The following is a 15937-nucleotide window of genomic DNA, read 5'->3' as shown; positions in this document are numbered from 1 at the left end:
TCCCTCCCTGCTGAATTATTATTCTTCGTCTCCGAACCAACAAATGTTACGTGCTGCCATGATTAACTCACCTGCACGTTCTTCTGTTAATCCTTCGATTCCTTCTAGATCATCGATACCCTGGTCCGCTAGGTCTTCTAGTGTTGCAACACCTTTAGCAGCCAGTTTGAATGCCATTTCACGCTCTAGACCTTCAAGGCCTAGTAGATCTTCTGCAGGTTCTAGGCCTTCAAAAGACTCTTCTTGCGCTAGAGCAAGCGTAGTTAGTGCTTCTTTTGCACGGTTACGTAGCTCTTCGATTAACTCTTCATTTAGACCGTCAACTTCTAGTAGTTCAGCTACTGGTACGTATGCTACTTCTTCTAGTGTTGAGAAACCTTCTTCAACTAGTAGTTGAGCGAAGTCTTCTTCGATATCTAGGTACTTCATGAAGTTTTCGATAGATGCTTGAGATTCTTCAGCGTGTTTCTTCTGAAGATCAGCAACTGTCATTACATTTAGTTCCCAACCAGTTAGTTGAGATGCTAGACGTACGTTTTGACCGTTACGGCCAATCGCTTGTGCTAGGTTATCAGCTTCAACCGCGATGTCCATTGAGTGTGCATCTTCATCAACGATGATTGAAGCAACGTCAGCTGGAGCCATTGCGTTGATAACGAATTGCGCTGGGTTATCATCCCAAAGCACGATATCGATACGCTCACCGCCAAGTTCGCCTGATACCGCTTGAACACGCGCACCACGCATACCAACACACGCGCCAACTGGGTCGATACGTTTGTCGTTAGTTTTCACTGCGATCTTCGCACGAGAACCTGGATCGCGAGCAGCACCTTTCAGTTCGATGATCTCTTCAGCGATCTCTGGTACTTCTACACGGAACAGTTCTTGTAGCATTTCTGGCTTAGAACGTGTAACGAATAGTTGGAAACCACGTGCTTCTGGAGCAACTTTGTATAGTAGACCACGTACACGGTCACCTGGGCGGAAATTTTCACGTGGAAGTTGGTCATCACGTAGGATAACTGCTTCAGCGTTGTTGCCTAGGTCTAGTACGATAGTTTCGCGGTTAACTTTCTTAACTACGCCTGTTACTAGCTCACCTTCGTTGTCGATGAACTGTTCAACGATTTGTGCACGCTCAGCTTCACGTACTTTTTGTACGATAACTTGCTTCGCAGTTTGCGTCGTGATGCGGTCGAAAGTCACTGATTCAATTTGGTCTTCAACGTAATCACCAAGTTGAACAGTTTCATCATCGTATTGAGCCGCTTCTAGAGAGATCTCTTTCGTTGGGTGTTCAACTTCTTCAACAACCAACCAACGACGGAAAGTTTCGAATTCGCCAGTTTTACGGTCGATAGCAACACGCACGTCGATTTCGATATCACGCTTTTTCTTAGTAGAAGTAGCTAGAGCGATTTCTAGTGCTTCGAAAATACGCTCGCGAGGTACCGCTTTCTCGTTCGATACTGCCTCTGCTACCGCTAAAATTTCTTTACTCATTTTATATAGCCTCTAAGCTTTTACTTTTTAGGGACCTAAAATTTAGGGATCAGGTTAGCTTTGGAAATGTTGCTTAACGCAAACTGCTCTTCGTTACCTTCAACAGTAACAGAGACGGTTTCACCATCAATAGATTGGATAACACCTTTCCACTTACGACGGTTACCTACAGCCATCTTCAAAACGATGCTCACTTCATGACCAATAAATTGTTCATAGTGCGCAGCTTTAAATAGTGGTCTTTCTAGACCCGGTGAAGAAACCTCAAGGTTATAAGCCACTGAGATAGGATCTTCTACATCGAGTACAGCGCTTACTTGATGGCTTACTTCTGCACATGCGTCAACGTTGATACCATTTTCATGGTCAATGTAGATACGCAGAGTTGAGTGCTCACCAGCACGAATAAATTCTAATCCAACCAACTCGTAGCCGATCGCCTCTACAGGCGCTTCAAGCATTTCAGTTAGTTGTCTTTCTAAACCAGTCATTTGAACCACTCCAGAAACAAAAAAAGGGCATAGAGCCCAATTTAAATTCCAAGCAAGATCTAAATCTTTAAAAATTTAGATAATAAAAACCCCGATAAGTCGGGGTTTTTATTACTGACCCTGATGTGTTAAACATTAGCTGTTTAACTCGCAAAACGAAAGCAAAGCGTTCTGCGCAAACTTGCACTAATCCAAAGGATTGGTTGCGGGGGCCGGATTTGAACCGACGACCTTCGGGTTATGAGCCCGACGAGCTACCAAGCTGCTCCACCCCGCGTCCGACTTGATGAGCATTATACGCTCAACTCAAGGTTTTACAAGTTTGTAAATCAATGGTGCCGAGAGAGGGACTCGAACCCTCACACCTAAGGCACTAGCACCTCATGCTAGCGTGTCTACCAATTTCACCATCTCGGCAGCGAATATTCGCTTATTGCGGGATTTCTTGACTCGCAGGAGCCGGAACATCACTCGCTACATCATCAGCTGTTTTCTCAATCACTTGACCTTGTGATGGGTCAACCCATTGAGATTCGCCTTTATGCGTTGACATATTGCCAAGCACCAAGCTGATAACGAAAAATACTGTTGCAAAAATTGCAGTCATTCGGGTTAAGAAATTACCTGAGCCGCTTGCGCCAAACACTGTGTTTGATGCGCCTGCACCGAATGAGGCTCCCATATCTGCGCCTTTACCTTGTTGAATCAAGACGAGGCCGATTACACCAACCGCTGCCAACAGGTAAATCACAAGTAGAACTGTTTGCATTATGTCCACCTATGTTCCAAATTGTTAGGCCAGCGCCGCTCGAAATTTCATTCCAGAACAAGGCTAGCGACCTCCTTAGTGAAGGCGGAGCAATACTAGCGAAACCAAATAAAGCTGACAAGAGAAAATTGACAAAAAAGCGTAACTTGAGAATTAAACGCTCAAAAAAAGGGCAATTTCATTCATTCGTAGGTAAATTTAAGGGAGACCGAAGCCTCCCTTATGATGACTTATCTTTTATATGGTTAGAAACTGGCCTTCACTGCATCTGCAATTTTCAGCGCAGAACTTTGCACCAAATCAGCGTCTTCGCCTTCTACCATCACACGAATCAACGGCTCTGTGCCTGACTTACGCAGTAGTACACGACCTTTTTCACCCAGAACAGCTTCAACCTGAACCACAGCTTCTTTTACCGCTTCCGCTTCGAGTGGATTTGAATCACCGCTAAAGCGCACGTTTTCAAGTACTTGCGGGTACAGTGTCATACCTTGAGACAGTTCATTGAGAGACAGTTCGCTACCCACCACAGAAGCAAGCACTTGCAACGCAGCAACAATTGCATCACCAGTAGTCACTTTATCCAATAGAATTACATGACCAGAGTTCTCGGCACCGATAGTCCAACCTTTCTCAAGCAATTTTTCCATCACGTAGCGGTCACCGACTGCTGCGCGAACAAATGGAATACCTAACTGCTTAAGGCCATTTTCCATACCTAGGTTGGTCATTAATGTGCCAACTACACCGCCTTTTAGCTCACCACGACGCAGCGCGTCACGAGCGATAATATAAGCGATTTGATCACCATCTACTTTGTTGCCGAGGTGGTCAACCATAATGATGCGGTCACCGTCACCATCAAACGCAAGACCTAGGTTCGCTTCTTCTGCCACAACTCGTTTTTGTAGTGCACGCACATCGGTTGCACCTACTTCATCGTTGATGTTGGTGCCGTTTGGCTCTACACCCATTGCGATCACTTCTGCGCCAAGCTCTTTAAATACGTTTGGAGCAATGTGGTAAGTCGCACCATGAGCACAATCAACCACAATCTTAAGACCAGCAAGGCTCAAAGCTGAAGGGAAAGTACTTTTACAAAATTCGATATAACGACCAGCCGCATCATGCAGACGAGCCGCCTTACCTAGCAACGCAGATTCAACGCACTCAATCTCTTTATCCAGCTCAGCTTCAATCGCTAATTCCACTTCGTCTGGCAGTTTGGTACCTTCAGAAGAGAAGAATTTAATCCCATTGTCGTAATATGGGTTGTGTGATGCTGAAATCACAATCCCCGCTTCTGCACGGAAAGTTTGTGTTAAATAAGCCACAGCTGGCGTAGGCATTGGGCCAGTAAGCGTCGCTTTAAGACCTGCAGCGGCAAGACCCGCTTCCAATGCTGATTCAAGCATGTAGCCAGAAATACGAGTATCTTTACCAATAATCACTTTTTTTGTGCCTTGCTTCGCAAGCACGCGACCAGCAGCCCAGCCAAGCTTTAGTACGAAATCTGGAGTAATAGGTACTGTCCAACCTTGCCACGAACTCCATCGGTACCAAAATAACGTCTTTGTCAGACATAAGGTTTCCTTTTATTTTATTGATTTTTAACGTGGCAACCGCCACTTTTACTGCATCAAGCGTTTGTTCAAAGTCATGCACACGAATAATTTGTGCACCTTTCATCGCCGCTATGGTAGCGCAACTAACACTGGCAGCAACACATTCTGCTGGTGATTTATCTAAAAGCTTGAACAACATAGACTTACGCGACATCCCTGCCAATACTGGCAAACCAAATTGGTGGAACTGTTCAAAATTGGCCAGCATATGGTAATTATGATCTAAGGTTTTACCAAAGCCAAAACCGGGATCAAGAATCAGTTGTTCACGCTTAATGCCTACGGCTTCACACGCGGCAATACGTTGCTCAAGGAACTCACCCACTTCTTGCATTAAATCATCATAATGAGGATTGGTCTGCATGGTTCTTGGCTGACCTTGCATGTGCATTAAACAAATTGGTAGGCCCGCTTGCGCTGCGGCTTCTAATGCTCCTGGCTCTTGCAATGCACGCACATCATTAATTAAATCCGCTCCAGCTTCTATCGCTTGGCGCATCACTTCCGCCTTGCTGGTATCGATAGAAATCCAAACGTCATGCTTAGCTCGAATCGCTTTGATCACCGGAATGACGCGTGCTAATTCCTCTTCCAGACTGACATCGGGTGCGCCAGGACGAGTCGACTCACCACCTATATCAATAATCGAAACACCTGCTGCAATCATTTTTTCTGCTTGTAGCAGCGCATTCTCAAGGGTATTAAATTTGCCACCGTCAGAAAATGAATCTGGGGTGACATTCAAAATCGCCATCACTTGCGGCGTAGAGAGATCGAGAGATTTATTTTTGGCTGTGATTTTCATTGTTTACTTGGGTATAAATACAAAAACCCCGAGTTGCCTCGGGGTTTGTTTAAAAGTCACGACTTACTCAGAGTCTTTTTTCTCTGTCGCTTCTGCTGAAGTGCTCTCTTGAGAAGTTGGTTGCTCAACCGGTTCTTCAGTTGGCTGTGGTTTCTCTTGAACTTCTTCTTTTACCTCAGGCTTAGCTTGAGGTTTATCGTCAGACTTGTTGCTTAGACTGTCAGCCCAACCAGCAGGCTCACGCACATCTGCTTTACGCTCCATCAAGTCGTCGATCTGACCTGCATCGATAGTTTCGTATTTCACTAGCGCGTCTTTCATCGCGTGCATGATATCCATGTTGTCTTCTAGGATTTGCTTAGCACGGTCATAGTTGCGGTCGATAATCTTACGAACTTCATCATCGATTAACTTCGCCGTATCATCGGATACATGCTTAGTTTGTGTCACGCTGCGACCTAGGAACACTTCGCCTTCGTCTTCTGCATAAAGCAGTGGACCTAGTTTTTCAGAGAAGCCCCACTGAGTCACCATCTTACGTGCGATATCCGTTGCGCGCTCAATATCGTTTGATGCACCCGTTGATACTTTATCTTTACCGTAAATCAGTTCTTCAGCTAGACGACCACCGTACAAGCTCGAAATCATCGATTCTAGATGCTGACGAGACATGCTTACACGGTCTTGCTCTGGCAGGTACATAGTTACACCCAACGCGCGACCACGTGGAATGATAGAGACTTTGTACACTGGATCATGTTCAGGCACTAGACGACCAACGATAGCGTGACCCGCTTCGTGGTAAGCCGTCGATTCTTTCGTTTCTTCAGAAAGAACCATTGAACGACGTTCTGCACCCATCATGATCTTGTCTTTCGCTAGTTCAAACTCAACCATAGAAACGTTGCGTTTGTTGCCACGAGCAGCAAACAGTGCTGCTTCGTTTACTAGGTTAGCCAAGTCAGCGCCCGAGAAGCCAGGAGTACCACGTGCGATTAGCGATGGCTCAACATCACCCGCTAGTGGAACTTTACGCATGTGCACTTTAAGAATCTGCTCACGACCACGAACATCTGGCAGACCTACCACAACTTGGCGGTCGAAACGGCCAGGACGCAGTAGCGCCGGGTCAAGAACGTCAGGACGGTTCGTTGCAGCGATAACGATGATACCTTCGTTACCTTCAAAACCATCCATCTCAACTAGCATTTGGTTTAGCGTTTGTTCACGTTCATCATGACCACCACCAACACCCGCGCCACGTTGACGACCTACCGCATCAATCTCGTCAATAAAGATGATACATGGTGCTGCTTTTTTCGCTTGTTCGAACATGTCACGCACACGAGATGCACCCACACCAACGAACATTTCTACGAAGTCAGAACCTGAGATAGTAAAGAACGGTACTTTTGCTTCACCAGCGATCGCTTTCGCTAACAAAGTTTTACCTGTACCTGGAGGGCCAACCATCAACACACCCGTTGGAATCTTACCGCCCAGTTTTTGGAAACGGCTCGGATCGCGCAGGTAGTCCACCAACTCTTTCACGTCTTCTTTTGCTTCATCACAACCTGCAACGTCAGCAAAAGTCGTCTTGATTTGTTCCTCACTCATCATGCGAGCTTTGCTCTTACCGAAAGACATTGCGCCTTTACCGCCGCCGCCTTGCATTTGACGCATGAAGAAAATCCATACACCAATCAGTAAGATCATTGGGAACCAAGAGATGAAAATTGTACCTAGTAGGCTTTGCTCTTCCGGAGGTGTGCCCTGTACTTTCACATTTTGATTAATTAAGTCATCAAGAAGTTTCTGGTCGTAAACTGGCATGTAGGTTACATATTTAGCACCGCCGCCACGACGAACGAAAGAAATCTCGCCGTCTTTAAAAGTTGCTTCCTGAATCTGGCCTTGGCCAACTTCCTGTACGAATGTAGTGTAATCAACCGCTCTGCCGTTGTTTTCACTTGGCCCAAAGCTCTGGAAAACCGACATCAACACTACGGCGATCACAAGCCACAGAATTAAATTTTTTGCCATGTCACTCAAGGTGTCAGCCTCGCGATAACTAATTGTAATTAAAGGTAGGGTACTACAGTTCTTGGACTGTAGCTATAGTGTTAACGACCGCTTCGAGAAGCAAATAGTTAACCTTTGTAACCAGTGGCTACGATAAAAACTTCTCGGGAGCGAGCTCTCGAAGAGTCAGGTTTACGCACTTTAACGGTGGTAAACATTTCACGAACATCTTTCACGAATTGATCAAATCCTTCTCCCTGAAAGACTTTGACGACAAAGCTACCATTGGTGGCTAGAACTTGTCGACACATATCCAGAGCAAGTTCAACTAAGTACATCGCTCTTGGTTGGTCTACCGAGTTGTTACCCGCAATATTGGGTGCCATGTCAGACATTACTACGTCGACCATTGAAGGTTGGATTCTTTCTAACAAAGCTTCGAGTACCGCTTCGTCACGAAAATCGCCTTGAAGAAAGCTTACACCAGCAATGGGATCCATCGGAAGCAGGTCACATGCAATAATTTGACCTTCCTCTCCTACTATTTTAGCAGCATATTGAGACCAACCACCCGGAGCTGCACCTAAATCGACGACAGTCATCCCAGATCGCAACAATTTATCTTTGGTTTGAATCTCTTCAATCTTGAAGTAAGCACGAGAACGGAAGCCTTTTTTACGCGCTTCGTTAGCATACTTATCATCAAAGTGTTCCTTTAACCAACGACCAGAACTAGCCGAATGTTTTTGTTTACTCATTTTAATCTCAATAAGGCACTAATTTGGAGCTATTGTTGTAATAGGCCAATCCTATTGCTCAATAAATTATAGTCTTTGACAATAGATGGCGTTAAAATAGCTTTTTTCAACCCTTATTCTATAGAAAATTGGCCGCGTAATGAACCTAAGCACCAAACAAAAGCAGCACCTAAAAGGCCTAGCGCACAGCTTAAAACCTGTTGTGCTATTGGGCGCAAACGGACTAACGGAAGCTGTTCTAGCGGAAATTGAAATCGCACTGGATCACCACGAGCTAATCAAAGTAAAAATCGCATCAGAAGATCGCGAAACTAAGTCTTTGATTGTAGACGCAATCGTTCGTGAAACAGGCGCAGAAAAAGTTCAAGTGATCGGCAAGACACTGATTCTTTTCCGTCAAACTCAAGATCGTAAAATCGAATTACCTCGCAAGTAATCTGTCGATAATTACGAAAAAAGGTCGCCTCGGCGACCTTTTTTGCATTCTAAATCTGCTCGGAATTAGATGTATTCCACGCGATCGATTTCGAAATCACGCTCACCGCCTGGTGTTGAAATAACGACTTCATCACCTTCCATCTTACCGATTAGACCACGAGCGATTGGTGAACTTACTGAAATACGGCCACTCTTAATGTCCGCTTCATCTTCACCAACGATTTGGTAAGTTTTTTCATCTTCAGTATCACAGTCAATCAATGTCACTGTTGAACCAAAGATAATTTTACCTGTATTTTCCATCTTAGTTACGTCAATCACTTGAGCAACAGATAGCTTGTATTCGATATCACGAATTTGAGCTTCACAGATGCCCTGCTCTTCACGAGCTGCATGGTATTCTGCGTTCTCTTTTAGATCGCCCAACTCACGAGCTTCAGCGATTGCTTCAGAAATTTTTGGACGAAGCTTTAGTAGTCTTTCCAGTTCTACGCGTAGCTTCTGCTCGCCAGATACTGTCATTGGAACTTTTTCCATCATATACCTCTAGACCAAAGCAAGCTTTGGACAAAATAAAACTACCCAGCTCATAAGAGCTAGGTAGCTTATACACTCATTAATTTCAGCTAGTTTAAACAAACTTAGCTGCTAAATCATCTTAATTCCATTTGTGGCTTTGATGTTCTTACTTTTGGTCACATTTTCCATCACTAATTGTGCAACATTACGCCACAACAAACTCAATAAAGATAAAAACCAAAACATTCACTTTCAGACCACTATTTTTGAACTTTATTTTTGTCTTTTAAAACAAAGAATTAAATTAAAATAATGCAAAATAAAACACTGTTCATAATGCGATTTTATATCGTTTTACTAACTGATTAGGGAACCTTGCGGGTACAACTTGACTCACGAAATGCCACGACGTCAAAGCATTGATTTACAAAATGCAAAACGTGTGCGTCTCACTGAGTAATGAAATTGAAGCTAAACGGACAATGCAGCTTCATTTCAGACAACCAATTGATGGACAAGACTTTAGGATTTATAACATGAACAAAACTTTGATTGCCCTAGCAGTATCTGCTGCTGCAATGGCTTCTGGTGCTCAAGCTGCTGAACTCTACAACCAAGACGGTACTTCTCTAGATATGGGTGGTCGTGCAGAAGCGCGTCTATCACTAAAAGATGGCGAAGCTAAAGACAACTCTCGTGTACGTCTAAACTTCCTAGGTAAAACTCAAATCACTGATGGTCTATACGGTGTGGGTTTCTACGAAGGTGAATTCACTACTGCTGATGATGGCGACGCAACTGACAGCCACAGCAACGACATCACTAACCGTTACGCATACGCTGGTATCGGCGGTACTTACGGTGAAGTAACTTACGGTAAAAACGATGGTGCTCTAGGCGTTATCACTGACTTTACCGATATCATGGCATACCACGGCAACTCTGCGGCAATGAAAATCAACGTCGCTGACCGTGCAGACAACATGCTAACGTACAAAGGCCAATTTGCTGACCTAAGCGTGAAAGCAAGCTACCGTTTTGCTGACCGTACTGAAAACATGATCACTGATCCAGTGACTAAAAAAGAAGTTGTTAATACCTACGGCAACAACAACGCTGACGGCTACTCTCTATCAACTATCTACGCTCTAGGTGACACTGGTGTTAAAGTGGGTGCTGGTTACGCAAGCCAATACTCTGGTGAAGCAGAGCAAAACGAATACATGCTAGCAGCGTCTTACGCTATCAATGACCTATACTTCGCAACAACTTTCACTGATGGCCAAGTGCAAGAGAAAGACGGCGACTACCGCGGTTACGAATTTGCTGCAGCGTACACTCTAGGTCAAACAGTATTTACATCGACTTACAACAACGCAGAGACTAACAACGAAACTTCTGCTGATAACATTGCAATCGATGCATCATACTACTTCAAACCTAACTTCCGCGGTTACGTATCATACAACTTCAACCTAATTCAAGAAGGTGACAAGTTCGGTACTGCTGGTTACTCAAACGTAACTGCAACTGCTGCTCAAGCTGAAGACGAACTAGCTCTAGGTCTACGTTACGACTTCTAAGCTGAGTTACCATTTGTCAGCGTGGGAATAGCTGACGATAAGTCACAAAGATTAAACGCCTGCTCGCTTGCAGGCGTTTTTTTTATATACTCAAATAATCACTCGTCATATTGGCCTATATCTACTCATGTTTGCTTCTCTTCGCTCTTTTTTAGTCTGTACGTTAGGTTTTTTCTCTATTAGTGGCTTTGCTTATGCTCCGCTTGACCATCTTCCCGCTGGCAGTCGCGTCTCCATCGCTATCGAACCTCTCGCGGAAGGCAGTGCATATTTGACGACGTCGAATCGCGACCAACTTTTTCCACCAGCAAGTACACTGAAAATTGTCACCGCTCTGGCTGCAAAACTGGCTCTAGGCGATGAGTTCCAATTTAAAACCGAGCTACAAACTAACCAGCGCGATATCGTTATTCGCTTTAGCGGTGACCCTACTCTGTCACGTGACGATTTAAAACAATTGCTCACGCTCGCGAAGCAGCAAGGAATAACCGACATTAAAGGGGATATATGGCTCGACAACAGCGCTTTTACTGGATATGAAAAAGCAATTGGTTGGCCATGGGATATTGTTGGTGTGTGCTATAGCGCACCATCGTCTGCGATCAGCTTAGACGAAAACTGTGTCCACGCTTCTATTTATGCCAATAGCAATGGCTCAACTCGAGTTTACGCGCCAGAACATTTTCCAATCTACGTCAGCACTCAAGCTAGAACCGTATCAAAACAAGAGCAAGAGGCGACACAGTGCGATCTAGAATTGCAAGTTTCACCCGACAACCATTACCAATTGCAAGGGTGTCTCGTCGAGCGAAGTAAGCCATTACCACTTAAGTTTGCGGTACAAGATCCAGCCATTTATACCCAACGAACTGTACTTAGCTTGCTTGCCCAACTCAAAATTAACCTGCAAGGCAATGTACGCATTGGTAAGCCACAACAAAGCAATTTTTCTTCTATCGCTACCCATTATTCAACGAAATTACCAAATCTACTGGAAGTGATGCTTAGAGACTCTGACAACCTTATTGCTGACAACTTAGCCAAAACGATAGGCGCCAAAACGTTCTCTACCGCCGGCTCATACAACAATGGTACCGAAGCAATTAAACAGGTCATTTTTGAGAAGACAGGAATCGACTTATCACGCGATGTAATGGCTGACGGATCAGGGTTGTCGCGCAACAATCGATTTACCAGTGAAGATATGGCGTCGATCTTGCGCTATATTGCACAAAATGAAGGTAAACTTGGCTTAATTGCGTTGATGCCTACTGCAGGAGAGAATGGCACCCTAAAATATCGCTCTAGTATGCGTAACGCACCAATTAAAGGTCACTTGATTGCGAAAAGTGGTTCTGTTTATGGCAGTTATAATATGGCAGGGTTTGGCTTAGATAAGTCAGGTAAGCCAACTACTCTGTTCATCCAGTTTGTGGCCGATTACCTGCCAAACCAAAAGGGCGATGATAAGCCTACCATCGCCCCGATTAGTCAATTTGAACAGTTGTTTTATCAAGATGTGCTGAAATTCAGTCAGTTTATGCCTAAGAAGTAATTCACCACACTGAAATAGATCCACATTCCGCTGATATCAACGATCGATGCCAATACTGGACTCACTAATACCGCTGGGTCCAGTTTGCACACTCTCGCTAAAATTGGCAAAACCCCACCAAGGGTGGTCGAAAGCGTCACTTGCACAAATAGTGCAACGGCGACGGCAAGTGCAATTCTATTGAGATCAAAACCGCCAATATGGCTAACATCACTGAAAAACAGCACCCGCACCACCATCACTGCGGCAACCGCTAACGCCAAACAAATCGCAACTCGGCTTTCTTTCCATACCACGGAAAGCCATTGGCGCTTACGCAACTCTCCCGTGGCTAACGCTCGAATAACTAAGGTTGCCGCTTGGCTTCCAGTGTTTCCCCCTGCCGCCGCAATGACTGGCATGTATACCGCCAGCAGCACTAGTTGACTCAAAGTATCTTCATACTGTGCAATGATCAGCCCCGACAAAATACCCATCAAGGCTAAACCAACAATCCAACCAATGCGCTGCTTCACATGTTGCCAAACCGATGTTGCCAAATAGCTTTGACTCGGTGCAACTTCCGAGTAGATCAACCCCAGTTGGTGAGCATAATGACGAGCGAGTTTATCCTTGCCATGTAATTCCAATTGAGAAAGCAATTGTTGAACATAGCCCAATGAGCAATGTCTTAAGATAGCGACCGCTTCTTCTATTGGCATCACACCCAATAGATTGACCTGCTGGGTTTGATCGTATTTTAAAAAGGCATTCCTTGCCGCGCCGATTTCTTCTTTTGAGAAATTAACGCTGTTTTCCATATAGATGTTATTCATTACCGTCATGGGCGAATCTCCCGATTAGCTTAAGGTAACGACCATCAAATACAGCCACGCTTATTCTTATTGCGATAAGCAATAAAAAACAAACCGCCAAGTTAGGGCAGTGAGCACAAGACACAACTAAACCGCTAACAAAAGTCAGGCTATACGGAATCTAGAAAAGAGAGGAGAAAAATCAAAGAGAGATAAATAAGAAGCTCTACCCGATGGGCAGAGACGGAGAACGCCAATACCGAAGCGGGTTATTTTTCTCCCCTCATACTAGGGGGATGGTCGGTATTGTTCATAAAAGTCTCCGAAATCGTTGCGTTATTCGCAACGAGCGCATGATAACAAACATCAACTGAAATTCCAGTCAATTTCTCGACAATTAGCCACAAAAAAAGCGCCTTGAAAGGCGCTTATTAACTTCTTTTCAACTACCGTTATTTGATAGTGATACGAGCAAATTTACGTTTACCGACTTGGAATACGTAAGTGCCTGCTTCTGGTGCAAATTTCGCATCAGCCACTTTCTCGCCATCCATTTTTGCTCCGCCTTGCTTAACCATGCGCATCGCATCCGATGTCGAAGCACATAGACCCGCTTCTTTTAGCAGGTTGGCAACTGGCGTTTCTGCATCAAATTCAAACTCAGGCATTTCATCTGGAATTAGATTTTTAGCAAAACGGTTAAAGAACTCTTGCTCTGCCGCATCTGCATCTGCTTCAGTGTGGAAGCGAGCGATGATTTCTTTTGCTAGCAGAATCTTAATATCACGCGGGTTTTTACCTTGCGCTACGTCAGCTTTGAACTGTTCGATTTCACCTAGTGGGCGGAATGATAGTAGCTCGTAGTAGCTCCACATTAGATCATCAGAGATAGACATGATCTTACCAAACATTTCGCTTGGCGATTCGCTGATACCAATGTAGTTACCTGCTGACTTAGACATTTTCTTCTCACCGTCTAGGCCAACCAGTAGAGGCATCATTAGCACTACTTGTGGTTTTTGACCGTTCGCTTTTTGTAGCTCACGACCCATTAGCAAGTTGAACTTCTGGTCCGTACCACCCAGCTCAACGTCGGTTTCCATGGCAACTGAGTCATAACCTTGAAGCAGCGGATACATAAACTCATGAATTGCAATTGGCTGACCACCAGCATAGCGTTTTTTGAAATCGTCACGCTCTAGCATACGCGCCACAGTTTGGTGCGAAGCAAGACGAATCATACCCTCAGCGCCTAGCTCAGATAGCCACTCAGAGTTAAATGAAATTTTTGTTTTTGCAGGATCAAGGATCTTAAACACCTGCTCTTTGTAAGTTTCTGCGTTTTGCAGAACTTGCTCGCGGCTTAGCGGCGGACGCGTGGTATTTTTACCAGATGGGTCACCAACCATTGCGGTGAAATCACCGATTAGGAAAGTCACTTCATGTCCAAGCTCTTGGAAAGCGCGCAGTTTGTTAAAGATCACGGTATGACCAAGATGGATATCCGGTGCTGTTGGATCGGCACCTAGTTTGATGCGCAGAGGACGTCCCTCTTTTAGTTTCGCAATCAGTTCATCTTCAGGGATCAGTTCTTCTACACCGCGCTTAATTTCGGCCAGTGCTGCTTCAATACTCGCCATTCTTGTTCACTCCCACAGATTTGGCAAAAATTTGATAATTTGACATCTTACTTGAATAGCGATGCTTTTTGAAACCAGTTAGACTATAGAGCTAGCTTTTTTGTCGAAATTTTTATACGGACATACCATGTTTTCGCTTTTTTCTCGATTGCCTCGGCTTCATCGAGCTCTCATTATCCTCGTGGTCGTGCTGATCGGCATCGTCATGTTGTTGCCAGATCCTAAATCATTACGCGACGAGAAAAGCTTCTATGTCATTGGTCAACCATACGATTTAGCCATCGAACCGGCTAACTTAGTGGTCAACAAAAGCGCGACACCACTTTCTCAGCTTAATTGGCAAACATATACCGTTGGTTCGGGAGAAAGCGCCGCCATTGTTTTCCAACGAGCGAATCTCTCTTCACGTTTACTCTACAACCTCACGAGTGCCAGCAAAGAAATTGAACAGCAACTCACCAAATTACGCCCTGGTGATGAACTGCAATTTGGCTTTGATGGTGATAATGAACTTATTCAGATCAAGCGACCTATCAACGCTTATGAAGCTTACGTCATTACCAAAGATGGCAATAGTTACAAAGGTAAGCTTGAAAGCAAAGAAGTTAACTACCAGTACAACTACGCAGAAGCGTCAATCACTTCGAATTTTTGGAACGCAGCGATTAATGCAGGCTTAACCGCAAACCAAATTATGGAACTTGCTGGAATCTTTGGCTGGGATATCGACTTTGCCCTCGATATTCGCGCTGGGGACAGTTTTAAAATCTTATACCAAGAAAAGTTGGTTGAAGGTGAAGTCGTCGATCGTGGTCAAATTATCGCGGCTATTTTTACTAACCAAGGCGATACCTTTAAAGCGATCTTGGATGATAAAACGGGCAACTACTACGACGAAAATGGCCGAGCGATGAAAAAAGCATTTTTGCGCTCACCGCTTGATTTCCGTCGTGTAACGTCAAACTTTAATCCAACACGTCGCCATCCTGTTACGGGTAAGGTTCGTGCTCACCGCGGTACAGACTATGCGGCACCCGTTGGCACCCCGATTTGGGCTGCAGGTGATGGTATTGTCACGAAATCGAGCTATAACCAGTTCAACGGTAACTATGTGTTTATCAAACACAGCAACACCTACATCACCAAGTATTTGCATTTACAGCGCCGTTTGGTGAAAACAGGACAACGAGTCAAACAAGGCCAAACGATCGGTACACTCGGCGGCACAGGGCGCGTAACTGGGCCTCATTTACATTATGAGTTCTTGGTTAATGGCGTACACAAAAATGCACGCACGGTAAAATTGCCACAATCAAAATCACTCACGGGCCAAGCCAAACAAACCTTTATGGCCAATGCTGAGATTCGTTTGAAAAAGCTTGAACGCTATCGAGAACTGCTCGCGTATAACCAAGCCGCTGCTCAAGAGTAA

At 44.7% G+C, this 15937-nt stretch carries 12 protein-coding genes, 2 tRNA genes and 2 pseudogenes; 4 read left to right on the top strand and 12 right to left on the bottom strand.

Annotated elements, in window-relative coordinates; genetic code table 11:
* Positions 1-18: 18 nt before the first annotated feature.
* From nusA to rlmE, 9 genes and pseudogenes are all read right to left on the bottom strand, one after another.
* A complete protein-coding gene (gene nusA, locus Vt282_RS02515; RefSeq protein ID WP_162047115.1) occupies positions 19-1506 on the bottom strand; it encodes a transcription termination factor NusA in 1488 nt (495 codons plus the stop codon).
* 35 nt (positions 1507-1541) lie between these two features.
* Entirely contained in the window at positions 1542-1997 is a 456-nt protein-coding gene (gene rimP, locus Vt282_RS02510; protein WP_162062471.1) for a ribosome maturation factor RimP, read from the bottom strand.
* Between the two features lie 200 nt (positions 1998-2197).
* Positions 2198-2274 (bottom strand) — tRNA-Met (locus Vt282_RS02505).
* 56 nt (positions 2275-2330) lie between these two features.
* Positions 2331-2414 (bottom strand) — tRNA-Leu (locus tag Vt282_RS02500).
* Between the two features lie 13 nt (positions 2415-2427).
* Positions 2428-2766: a preprotein translocase subunit SecG gene (gene secG / locus Vt282_RS02495; protein ID WP_162047117.1), complete on the bottom strand. Its 339-nt coding sequence runs from the start codon at positions 2764-2766 to the stop codon at positions 2428-2430.
* Between the two features lie 245 nt (positions 2767-3011).
* Positions 3012-4342 (bottom strand): annotated as a pseudogene (gene glmM, locus Vt282_RS02490) (phosphoglucosamine mutase); the annotation flags it as partial.
* Positions 4343-4380: 38 nt separating this feature from the next.
* A pseudogene (folP, locus tag Vt282_RS02485) lies at positions 4381-5196 on the bottom strand (dihydropteroate synthase); the annotation flags it as partial.
* A 63-nt stretch (positions 5197-5259) separates the two neighbouring features.
* Positions 5260-7239 carry an ATP-dependent zinc metalloprotease FtsH gene (gene ftsH / locus Vt282_RS02480; RefSeq protein WP_162047120.1) on the bottom strand — a complete coding sequence of 660 codons (1980 nt, stop codon included), beginning with the start codon at positions 7237-7239 and terminating at the stop codon, positions 5260-5262.
* A gap of 107 nt (positions 7240-7346) precedes the next feature.
* A complete protein-coding gene (rlmE, locus tag Vt282_RS02475) occupies positions 7347-7976 on the bottom strand; it encodes a 23S rRNA (uridine(2552)-2'-O)-methyltransferase RlmE (RefSeq protein WP_162047121.1) in 630 nt (209 codons plus the stop codon).
* Positions 7977-8115: 139 nt separating this feature from the next.
* On the opposite strand from rlmE, the gene yhbY reads away from it, so the two are divergent.
* Complete coding sequence (gene yhbY, locus Vt282_RS02470) at positions 8116-8412, top strand: ribosome assembly RNA-binding protein YhbY (protein WP_162062470.1); 297 nt, start codon at positions 8116-8118, stop codon at positions 8410-8412.
* A 65-nt stretch (positions 8413-8477) separates the two neighbouring features.
* Here yhbY and greA read toward each other — a convergent pair whose 3' ends face one another.
* Positions 8478-8951, bottom strand: a complete 474-nt coding sequence (gene greA / locus Vt282_RS02465) for a transcription elongation factor GreA (protein WP_162047122.1) — start codon at positions 8949-8951, stop codon at positions 8478-8480.
* A 518-nt stretch (positions 8952-9469) separates the two neighbouring features.
* Between greA and Vt282_RS02460 the strand changes: the two genes are divergently transcribed.
* Both Vt282_RS02460 and dacB read left to right on the top strand, forming a co-directional pair.
* Entirely contained in the window at positions 9470-10516 is a 1047-nt protein-coding gene (locus tag Vt282_RS02460) for a porin (RefSeq protein WP_162062469.1), read from the top strand.
* 127 nt (positions 10517-10643) lie between these two features.
* Complete coding sequence (gene dacB / locus Vt282_RS02455; protein ID WP_162062468.1) at positions 10644-12071, top strand: serine-type D-Ala-D-Ala carboxypeptidase; 1428 nt, start codon at positions 10644-10646, stop codon at positions 12069-12071.
* Here the strand turns inward: dacB and Vt282_RS02450 are convergent.
* Both Vt282_RS02450 and tyrS read right to left on the bottom strand, forming a co-directional pair.
* Positions 12050-12895 carry a magnesium transporter gene (locus Vt282_RS02450; protein WP_162062467.1) on the bottom strand — a complete coding sequence of 282 codons (846 nt, stop codon included), beginning with the start codon at positions 12893-12895 and terminating at the stop codon, positions 12050-12052. The genes dacB and Vt282_RS02450 overlap by 22 nt on opposite strands.
* A gap of 422 nt (positions 12896-13317) precedes the next feature.
* Entirely contained in the window at positions 13318-14505 is a 1188-nt protein-coding gene (tyrS, locus tag Vt282_RS02445; protein WP_162047126.1) for a tyrosine--tRNA ligase, read from the bottom strand.
* 127 nt (positions 14506-14632) lie between these two features.
* On the opposite strand from tyrS, the gene Vt282_RS02440 reads away from it, so the two are divergent.
* A complete protein-coding gene (locus Vt282_RS02440) occupies positions 14633-15937 on the top strand; it encodes a peptidoglycan DD-metalloendopeptidase family protein (protein ID WP_162047127.1) in 1305 nt (434 codons plus the stop codon).

The organism is Vibrio taketomensis (assembly GCF_009938165.1).
Taxonomy (GTDB): Bacteria; Pseudomonadota; Gammaproteobacteria; order Enterobacterales; family Vibrionaceae; genus Vibrio; species Vibrio taketomensis.
The sequence above is the reverse complement of the archived record's forward strand: the minus strand, read 5'-3'. Positions and strand labels throughout refer to the sequence as shown.